This window comes from Streptomyces sp. NPDC087215, from assembly GCF_044744885.1.
GTDB lineage: Bacteria > Actinomycetota > Actinomycetes > Streptomycetales > Streptomycetaceae > Streptomyces.
The window spans coordinates 154,634-163,972 of sequence record NZ_JBIUZD010000016.1; the positions used below are offsets into that span (position 1 = coordinate 154,634).

Consider the following 9,339-nt stretch of genomic DNA (forward strand, 5'->3'; position numbering starts at 1 on the left):
CCCCGCCGCGATGCGACACGGGCCCCGGGCGTAACCCTCCGGCGCGCCGATCGTTCGACCCGCCGGAGCCGTGTCAGCGGGGTGCGCCCCGCCACCCCGACACGGGCAGGGCGAACTTGGCGACGAGCCGGTCGGTGAAGGAGGCGTGGTGCAGCCGGGCGAGCCGCACCGGTACGGCGCCCCGCCGCACCTCGACCCGCGCGCCCGCCGGAAGCTCCACCGTGCGCCGCCCGTCGCACCACAGCACCCCGTGCGGGGTGTGCGGCTCGATCTCGACGGCGAGGATGGACTCGGGGGTGGTGACCAACGGCTTGGCGAAGAGGGCGTGGGCGCCGATCGGCACCATGAGCAGCGCCTCGACCTCGGGCCAGATGACCGGGCCGCCCGCCGAGAAGGCGTAGGCCGTGGATCCGGTGGGTGTCGCGCAGATCACCCCGTCGCAGCCGAAGCCGGTCACCGGACGTCCGTCGATCGCGAGGACGACCTCCAGCATCCGTTCCGGGGAGACCTTCTGCACGGCCGCCTCGTTGAGCGCCCAGTCGCGGTGCAGGACGTCGCCGTTCTCGTACACGACGACGTCGAGGGTCATCCGCTCCTCGACCTCGTACGCCCTCGTCACGACCCGGTCGACGACCTTGTCGAGGTCGTCGCGCTCCGCCTCCGCGAGGAAGCCGACCCGGCCGAGGTTGACGCCGAGCATCGGGACGCCGGAGGCGCGGGAGAACTCGGCGCCGCGCAGCAGGGTGCCGTCACCGCCGAGGACGACGAGGAGTTCACAGCCGTCGAGCGCGTCCGAGCAGGCTTCGGGCACCTTCTCGACGGACGGCGGCAGCGGCAGGTCCTCCGCCTCCGCCTCCAGGACGCGGACGACGATGCCGCAGCGCAGCAGTCCGAGGACCACCAGCTCGGCGCTGCGCACAGCGGCCGGCCGGCCGGTGTGCGCGAGCAGGAAGACGGTACGTGGTGCGGTCTCTGGTGCTGCCTCTGGTGCGGTCTCTGGTGCTGTTGCCCTTGAGCTCAACGAGGTCCTTCCGCCACGGCGCGGTCGACATCCGCCGGATCCAGCGCGGGCGCGCCCGCCCGCAGCCACAGAAAGTACTCGACGTTGCCGGAGGGGCCGGGCAGCGGGCTGGCGGTGACGCCCAGGACACCGAGTCCGAGCTCCGCGGCCCGCCGGGCCACGTTCTTCACGCTGTCCGCGCGGAGTTCGGCGCTGCGGACGACCCCACCGCTGCCGAGCCGCTCCTTGCCCACCTCGAACTGCGGCTTCACCATGAGGACGAGGTCGGCGCCGGGCGCCGTGCAGGCGGCGAGGGCGGGCAGGACGAGGCCGAGCGGGATGAAGGACAGGTCGCCGACGACCAGGTCGACGGGGACGCCGTCGATCGCGTCGAGCGTCAACTCGCGTACGTTCGTACGGTCCTTCACGGTGACCCGCTCATCGCTCTGGAGCGACCAGGCGAGCTGTCCGTAGCCGACGTCGACGGCGACGACATGGGCGGCACCGGCCCGCAGCAGGACGTCGGTGAAGCCGCCGGTGGACGCCCCGGCGTCCAGGGCGCGCCGCCCCTCGACCGCCAGACCGAGGGGGACGAAGGCGGCGAGGGCCCCGGCGAGCTTGTGGCCGCCGCGCGACACGTAGTCGGGGTCGGAGCCGTCCTGGACCACGACGATGGCCGCGGCGGTCTCGACCTGGGTGGCGGGCTTGGTGGCGACGGTCTTGCCGACGGTCACCCGGCCCGCGGCGATCAGCTGGCTGGCGTGTTCGCGCGAGCGCGCCAGCTTGCGCCGGACCAGCTCGGCGTCGAGTCGGCGGCGTGCCACTCCTGCCACGGTGGGTTCAGCTCCTGTTGTCGTGCGGACGGGGGTCGGGACGCGTGTCGAGCGAGGTCAGCTCGGCGCGCAGTCCTCGGTGTACATCCTCGTACACCTGCGGGTGTCCGTCCGCCGGGAGGTCGTCCACCTCGGCGAGACGCGCCAGGTGCGCGTCGACGCCGGGGTGCCCGGTGGGCCGCCGTCCGACGCCGAGCGGGGCCGCTCCGGGGGGTTCGTGGGCGTCCCGCGGGCCCGTCTCGTCCAGGGGCTCCGGTGCGGGCGTCGCGTCGTTCATGGCCCCGACGCTACCGCGAACGTCTGGGGTACGGTCGTCCCGATGGCGACGATCACCGAGTGCCGCGGCGCACTGGACAGACTCTCGGACGGCCTCGCGCGGGCGGACGGCGACGTGCGCGGGGCCGCCGCGCTCGACCGCACGCTGAGCTGCCATGTCACCGACCTGGACACCACGTTCACGGGACGTCTGACCGGGGGCCGGATCGTGGTCGGGTCGACGGTGGCGGGCCCGCCGCCGTCGAAGGCCCAGATCCGCCTCGCGATGACCGGGGACGACCTGCTGGCGATGGTGGGCGGCGAGCTGAACTTCGCGAAGGCCTGGGCCTCGGGCCGGGTCAGGCTGGAGGCGGGCTTCCGCGACCTGCTCAAGCTCCGCGCGCTGCTGTAGGGCCGGAGCCCCGGGCGCGGCCGGGACCTGCTCACTTCCGCAGCGCGGGCTCCTGGGAGGCCTCGGGCTCCACCGGGGAGCCGGCCGGAGCCGCCTCGGGCGCGGTCCGGACCTGCCGGGGCGCACGGCCCCGGCGTCCGGCGGGGACGACCAGCGGTGTGCCCGTCTCCGGGTCCTCGATGACCTGGCAGCGCAGTCCGAAGACCCGCTCGACGAGTGCGGCGGTCACGACCTCGGCCGGCGGGCCCTCGGCGACGACCTGACCGTCGCGGACGGCGATGAGGTGGGTCGCGTACCGGGCCGCGTGGTTCAGGTCGTGCAGGACGGCGACGAGCGTACGGCCCTGGGTCTCGTGCAGCTCGGCGCAGAGGTCGAGCACGTCGATCTGGTGCTGGATGTCGAGGTACGTCGTCGGCTCGTCCAGCAGGAGCAGCGGGGTCTGCTGGGCGAGCGCCATGGCGATCCAGACGCGCTGGCGCTGGCCGCCGGAGAGCTCGTCCACGTACCGCCCGGCCAGTTCGGCGACACCGGTCGCCTCCATGGACTCCTGGGTGATCCGCTCGTCCTCGGGGGACCACTGGCGCAGCAGCCCCTGGTGGGGGTAGCGGCCACGGGCGACGAGGTCGGCGACGGTGATGCCGTCGGGGGCCACGGAGGTCTGCGGCAGCAGGCCGAGGGTCTTGGCGACCTTCTTGGCGGGCAGCGAGTGGATCGACTGCCCGTCGAGCAGGACGCGGCCCTCGCTGGGCTTCAGCATCCGGGAGAGGGCGCGCAGCAGGGTGGACTTGCCGCAGGCGTTGGGGCCGACGATGACGGTGAACGAGTGGTCGGGGATCTCGACGGACAGCTCACGGGCGATGACCCGCTGCTCGTACGCCAGAGTGACCGATTCCGCGCTCAGTCGCTGCTGCCGACCGTCCATGCCCGTGCTCCCGTATACCCTCGCCCCAACAAAGTTAGGTTAGCCTACCCAATTTACGTGCCGGGGCGTGCCAGGACGCACTCCGGCCAGGGGCGTACGGGCCCGCACCCGGCCGTCCGGGGGCGGGTCGGGTGCTGTCCGGAGCCCTGCCCCGGGCCGCTTCGACCCTGACGGCTCGGACGGCCAGGGCGACTCGGACGGTCTGATGACCTGACAACCCCGGGCCGGTGTCCCGCCCCGTCCCGAGGCCCGTGTGCGGGCCGACCCGAACCCCGACCCGAACCATTCCGAGCCTCCGCAGCCCCGACCGAAGCTCCCGCCCCCCCACCCGCTCGGAGAAACTCCCGTCCGGGCCTTTCAGAACCCCGGCCCGACCCGACCCGTTCCGGACCCCGCGCCCCTGGGACGGTCCCGAGGTCCCGCCCCGGACCGTCCCAGGTCGCTCCTGACCCGACGCCCCTGGCAGCCCTCACGGCCCTCACGGCCGACAGCCCCGGGCCGGTGTCCTGCCCTGACCCAGGCCCGGACTCCCCGTCCCAGGCTCACACCCCCGACCGACCAGGACCCGGCCAACCCGTCCCGAACCTCTCCGCCCCGGCATCCCGCCCGGACCTCCCGCCCGAGCACCCCGTCCGGGCCTCCCGAAACCCCGGCCCGACTCCTTCCGGACCTCGCGCACCCGACCGGCCGAGGTCCCGGGACCCCGGGACCCGGGACCGACCGGAGCCCCGGCCCGACTCCTCACCGAGGCCCCGCCCCGCACCCGCCCCTACAGGCCCAGCCGCGCCAGGGCCTTGCCCGCGTCCGGAACACCCTTCGAGCCACCGGTGGAGCGCCCCCGGGAAGCACCCGCATCGCCACCTCCGGAGGCGTCCCCGGAACCACCCGCGTCGGCCGCCGCCCAAGCGGCCCCGCAGAGCGCCCGCACCGCGTCCATCACGTCCGCCGCACCGCCGTCCGGCCCGTCGAGAACCAGCTCGCCCCCGCGCACCGAGGCCCGCCATTCCCCGCACGCGAAGCCGCCGTCCCCGTCCGCGACGACCTCCGGCTGCGGGACGAGCAGCCCCCGCAGATCGGCGGCGACGTACGTCGGCCGGTGCGCGGGCACGGCCCCGAGCAGTTGCGGAACGTCCGTCACCCCGGTGAGCACCAGCAGCGAGTCGACCCCGCCGTTGAACGCCCCCTCGATGTCCGTGTCCAGCCGGTCCCCGACGACCAGCGGCCGGAGCGCCCCGGTCCGCAGCACCGTCTCCCGGTGCATCGGCGGCAGCGGCTTGCCCGCCACCTTCGGCTCGAACCGGCCGCCGGTGGCGATCCGCACGACTTCCACCGCCGCCCCGTTGCCCGGCCCGATGCCCCGCGCCCCGGGGATCGTGAGGTCCGTGTTGGAGGCGTACCAGGGCAGCCCCCGCGCCACCGCGTAGCCCGCCTCCGCGAAGCGGCTCCAGGGCGTCTCCGGCCCGCCGAACCCCTGGACGACCGCCACCGGCCGGTCGTCGGCCGAGTCCACCGGTACGAGCCCCCGCTCGCGCAGCGCGACCCGCAGCCCCTCGCCGCCGACGACCAGGACCCGGGAGCCGGGGGGCACGTCGTCGGCGATCAGCCGGGCGACGGCCTGCGCGGAGGTGATCACGTCGCCGGGCTCGGCGGGCACCCCCAGCTCGGTGAGGTGGGCGGCGACCGCGTCCGGCGTCCGCAGCGCGTTGTTGGTGACGTACGCGAGCCGCATCCCGCCCGCCCGTGCCGTACCCAGCGCCCCGACGGCGTGCGGAACGGCCTCACCGCCCGCGTACACCACCCCGTCCAGGTCGAGCAGCGCCGTGTCGTACGCCTCGCTCAGCGGCAGCGCGCTGCTCCCCGGCAGCACTCCGCCGTCGTTCCGCCGTCCCTGGCCGTTCCGCACCGTCACCGCACGCTCCTCGTCTCACCGGGGTGTGAATGCCCCCGCTCCCCCGATCATCGCTCATGACTGCCCGCCACATAGGATGACGAGATGAACACCTCAGGTCACGCGGCCGACGCCGTCCGCGACGACACCGGAGGGCTGCGCCTCGCCCCGTTCCGCGGACTGAGATACGTCCCCGAGCGCGTCGGCAGCCTCGCCGCGGTGACGTCTCCTCCCTACGACGTCGTCGTACGACCTGACGGACTGCTGGAACTGGAATCCGCCGATCCGTACAACATCGTGCGGCTGATCCTCCCGCAGGCGATCACGGCGGGCACCCGTCACCGCAAGGCCGCCGTCACCCTCGACCGCTGGCTCGCCGACGGCGTCCTCGCCCCGGACCCCGAGCCCGCGCTCTACGTCTACGAGCAGCAGGGCGACGGCATCCTCCAGCGGGGTGTCATCGGGGCCCTGGAGCTGTCCACCCCCGCCGAGGGGGTCGTCCTCCCCCACGAGGACGTCATGCCGCACGTCGTCGAGGACCGCGCCGCCCTGATGCGGACCACCGCCGCGAACCTGGAGCCGCTGCTCCTGACGTACGTCGGGGAGGGCGACGGCGTGGACGCGGTCGTCGACCGCACGGTCCGCCGCGAGCCGCTCCTCGCCACCACGACGGAGGACGGGTTCCACCACCGTCTGTGGGCGGTGACCGACCCGGCCGAGCAGGCCGCGGTGGCGGCCGAGCTCGGCCGCCACCAGGCCCTCATCGCCGACGGCCACCACCGCTGGGCGACCTACCTCCGCCTTCGCGGGGAACACGTGTCGCCGGGCCCGTGGAACTACGGTCTGGTCCTGCTCGTGGACACCGCCCGCTACCCGCTGCGGGTCCGCGCCATCCACCGGCTCCTCAACCGGCTGCCGGTCGCGGAGGCCCTCGCCGCCCTGGACGGCTCCTTCCGCGTCCAGCGCCTCGACCGGCCGCTGCAGGCCGCCCTGGAGGCCCTGGCAGCGGCGGCGGCCGGGGGGAACGCCTTCCTCCTCGCGGGCGACGGCCCCTTCCACCTGGTGGACCGCCCCGATCCCGCGCTCCTCGACCGCACGGTCCGCGCGGACCGCCCGGAGGCCTGGCGGACCCTGGACGCGACGGTCCTGCACTCCACGCTCCTCGAACACGTCTGGGGCATCCCCGACGCCCCCGAGGACATCGCCTACATCCACGACGCGGCCGCCGCGGTCGACCAGGCGGAACGCCGTGGCGGTACGGCGGTCCTCATGCACCCGGTGCGCGAGGACGTCGTACGGGACCTGGCCCGCCAGGGTGTCACGATGCCCCGCAAGTCGACCTCGTTCGGCCCGAAGCCCGCGACGGGCCTCGTCCTCAGGAGTCTGGCGCTCGACTGAGCGTCCCGGAGACGACGAAGGGGCGGCACCCGGGTGGGTGCCGCCCCTCAGTTCATGCGAGAACCGCGTCAGTTCTTGTCGCCGACCTTGTCGTCGCCGTCGCTGTCCTCGTCGTCGTCCTCGTCGTCCTCGTCGAGGTCGAGATCGACGTCGTCCCCGGCCGCCTGCGCGTCCTTCGCGAGGTCCTCTTCGGCGTCCTCCTCGGAGTCGTCGAACGCGTCGACGAACTCGACGCCGTCCAGCTCGGCGAGCCGGTCCGAGGCGTCCGTGACGCCGTCCTTGTCGGCCTCCAGAGCCTTGGCGAACCACTCCCGCGCCTCGGTCTCACGCCCGGCGGCGAGCAGCGCGTCGGCGTAGGCGTACCGCAGGCGCGCGGTCCACGGGTGGTTGGCGCTGGACGCCAGCTCGGGGCTCTGCAGCGTCACGATCGCCGCGTCGAGCTGCCCGAGGTCACGGCGGGCACCGGCGGCCACCAGCCGCATCTCGACCTGCCCGGCCTTGTCGAGCTTCTGCACCTCGGACTCGCCGGCCATGGCCAGCGCGCGCTCGGGACGGCCGAGACCGCGCTCGCAGTCGGCCATGACGGGCCACAGCTCGACACCACCGCTCATCCGGCGGGCGGCACGGAACTCGGCCAGCGCCTCGGAGTACTTCTGCGTGGCGTACGCGGCGAAGCCGGCGGCCTCGCGCACCGCGGCGACACGGGAAGCGAGCCGCAGCGCGACCCTGGAGTAGCCGTACGCCTTCTCCGGGTCCTCGTCGATCAGCTGGGCGACCATGACGAGGTTGCGGGCGACTTCCTCGGCCAGCCCCTTGGGCAGGCTCATCAGCTCCTGGCGTACGTCCGGGTCGATCTCCTCACCGGTGACCTCCGGGGGGATCGGCAGGCGCTTGATGGGCGCGCGGTCGCTCCGCTCCCGGTCGTCACGGCCCTGGTACCCACCGCGGTCGCCACGGTCGTCGCGCCCCCGGTATCCACCCCGGCTGTCGCCACCCCGGTCGTCACGCCGGAAGCCGCCGCTGCCGCCACGGTCGTCACGCTGTCCGTAGGAGGGACGGTCACCACCCCGGTTGTCGTCACGACGGAACGACGAAGGACGCTCGCCACCCCGGTCGTCACGCCGGAAGCCACCGCCACCGCCACGGTTGTCGTCACGGCGGAAGGACGAGGGACGCTCGCCACCACGGCTGTCGTCACGACGGAACCCGCCGCCACGGTTGTCACCGCCACGGTCGTCACGCTGCCCGTACGAGGGACGGTCATCGCGCCGGAACCCGCCGCCACCGCCACGGCTGTCGCCGCCACGGTTGTCGTCACGACGGAAGGAGGAGGGACGGTCGCCACCGCGGTTGTCGTCACGGCGGAACCCGCCGCCACCACCTCGGTTGTCGCCGCCACGGTCGTCACGCTGTCCGTAGGAGGGACGGTCCCCACCCCGGTTGTCGTCACGACGGAAACCGCCACCACGGTTGTCCCCGCCACGGCTGTCGCCACCGCGGTTGTCATCACGACGGAAGGACGAGGGACGGTCACCACCGCGGCTGTCGTCACGACGGAAACCGCCACCACGGTTGTCGCCACCACGGTCGTCACGCTGCCCGTAGGAGGGACGGTCGTCACGACGGAACGAGGGACGGTCCCCACCCCGGTTGTCATCACGCCGGAAACCGCCACCACGGTTGTCCCCACCGCGATTGTCGTCACGGCGGAACCCGCCGCCACCACCACGGCTGTCGCCGCCACGGTTGTCGTCACGACGGAAGGAGGAGGGACGGTCACCACCACGGTCGTCACGCTGCCCGTACGAGGGACGGTCATCGCGCCGGAACCCGCCACCGCCACGGTTGTCGCCGCCACGGTTGTCGTCACGGCGGAAGGAGGAGGGACGGTCGCCACCGCGGTTGTCGTCACGGCGGAACCCGCCGCCACCACCTCGGTTGTCGCCGCCACGGTCGTCACGCTGCCCGTAGGAGGGACGGTCGTCACGACGGAACGAGGGACGGTCCCCACCCCGGTTGTCATCACGACGGAAACCGCCACCACGGTTGTCCCCGCCACGGCTGTCACCACCGCGATTGTCATCACGACGGAAACCGCCACCACCACGGCTGTCACCACCGCGATTGTCATCACGACGGAAACCGCCACCACCACGGCTGTCACCACCGCGATTGTCATCACGACGGAAACCGCCACCACCACGGCTGTCGCCACCGCGATTGTCGTCACGGCGGAAGGAGGAGGGACGGTCGCCACCGCGGTTGTCGTCACGGCGGAACCCGCCGCCACCGCCACGGTTGTCGTCACGTCGCGGGCCTCGGAAGCCGCCCCGGTCGCCACCGGCACCGTCCGTACGACGCGGCTCGCGCTCCGGACGGTCGTCGGGAGAGTTGGTGGACATCGGTGTGACTCCTGTCTTCGGGTACTGCAGTCATTCTCGCGCAGCCGGCACTCGGCCGCGCATCGGAAAAGTCAAGCAAAAAACAAAAGGACCCCTGGTCCCAGCGTGAACGCTGGGACCAGGGGTCCTGAAGAATTGTTCGGCGGTGTCCTACTCTCCCACAGGGTCCCCCCTGCAGTACCATCGGCGCTGAAAGGCTTAGCTTCCGGGTTCGGAATGTAACCGGGCG

At 73.3% G+C, this 9,339-nt stretch carries 9 protein-coding genes and 1 rRNA gene; 2 read left to right on the forward strand and 8 right to left on the reverse strand.

Features of this window, described 5'->3' with window-relative positions; all coding sequences use genetic code 11:
• Positions 1 to 73: 73 nt before the first annotated feature.
• Genes ACIO92_RS29745 through ACIO92_RS29755 form a run of 3 tightly spaced genes read right to left on the reverse strand, consistent with a single transcriptional unit; the run spans position 74 to position 2,110 of the window.
• On the reverse strand, positions 74 to 1,021 hold the full coding sequence (locus ACIO92_RS29745) for an NAD kinase (RefSeq protein WP_402059557.1): 948 nt from the start codon (positions 1,019 to 1,021) through the stop codon (positions 74 to 76).
• Entirely contained in the window at positions 1,018 to 1,833 is an 816-nt protein-coding gene (locus ACIO92_RS29750) for a TlyA family RNA methyltransferase (protein ID WP_402283454.1), read from the reverse strand. The genes ACIO92_RS29745 and ACIO92_RS29750 overlap by 4 nt, the downstream gene beginning before the upstream one ends.
• 7 nt (positions 1,834 to 1,840) lie before the next feature.
• Positions 1,841 to 2,110 (reverse strand): hypothetical protein, encoded by a 270-nt coding sequence (locus ACIO92_RS29755; RefSeq protein WP_366444032.1) that lies wholly within the window; start codon positions 2,108 to 2,110, stop codon positions 1,841 to 1,843.
• A 42-nt stretch (positions 2,111 to 2,152) separates the two neighbouring features.
• Between ACIO92_RS29755 and ACIO92_RS29760 the strand changes: the two genes are divergently transcribed.
• A complete protein-coding gene (locus ACIO92_RS29760; RefSeq protein ID WP_402283456.1) occupies positions 2,153 to 2,500 on the forward strand; it encodes an SCP2 sterol-binding domain-containing protein in 348 nt (115 codons plus the stop codon).
• Positions 2,501 to 2,531: 31 nt separating this feature from the next.
• Here ACIO92_RS29760 and ACIO92_RS29765 read toward each other — a convergent pair whose 3' ends face one another.
• A complete protein-coding gene (locus ACIO92_RS29765; RefSeq protein ID WP_366444030.1) occupies positions 2,532 to 3,422 on the reverse strand; it encodes an ABC transporter ATP-binding protein in 891 nt (296 codons plus the stop codon).
• A gap of 769 nt (positions 3,423 to 4,191) precedes the next feature.
• Complete coding sequence (locus ACIO92_RS29770) at positions 4,192 to 5,325, reverse strand: HAD hydrolase-like protein (protein ID WP_401241084.1); 1,134 nt, start codon at positions 5,323 to 5,325, stop codon at positions 4,192 to 4,194.
• A 90-nt stretch (positions 5,326 to 5,415) separates the two neighbouring features.
• Between ACIO92_RS29770 and ACIO92_RS29775 the strand changes: the two genes are divergently transcribed.
• Complete coding sequence (locus tag ACIO92_RS29775; protein WP_366444029.1) at positions 5,416 to 6,708, forward strand: DUF1015 domain-containing protein; 1,293 nt, start codon at positions 5,416 to 5,418, stop codon at positions 6,706 to 6,708.
• Positions 6,709 to 6,776: 68 nt separating this feature from the next.
• On the opposite strand, the gene ACIO92_RS29780 is transcribed toward ACIO92_RS29775, so the two are convergent.
• From ACIO92_RS29780 to rrf, 3 genes are all read right to left on the reverse strand, one after another.
• Positions 6,777 to 7,535 carry a hypothetical protein gene (locus ACIO92_RS29780; RefSeq protein WP_402059579.1) on the reverse strand — a complete coding sequence of 253 codons (759 nt, stop codon included), beginning with the start codon at positions 7,533 to 7,535 and terminating at the stop codon, positions 6,777 to 6,779.
• A complete protein-coding gene (locus ACIO92_RS29785; RefSeq protein WP_402596796.1) occupies positions 7,535 to 9,049 on the reverse strand; it encodes a hypothetical protein in 1,515 nt (504 codons plus the stop codon). The genes ACIO92_RS29780 and ACIO92_RS29785 overlap by 1 nt, the downstream gene beginning before the upstream one ends.
• Positions 9,050 to 9,247: 198 nt before the next feature.
• A 5S ribosomal RNA gene (gene rrf, locus ACIO92_RS29790) occupies positions 9,248 to 9,339 on the reverse strand; the annotation flags it as partial.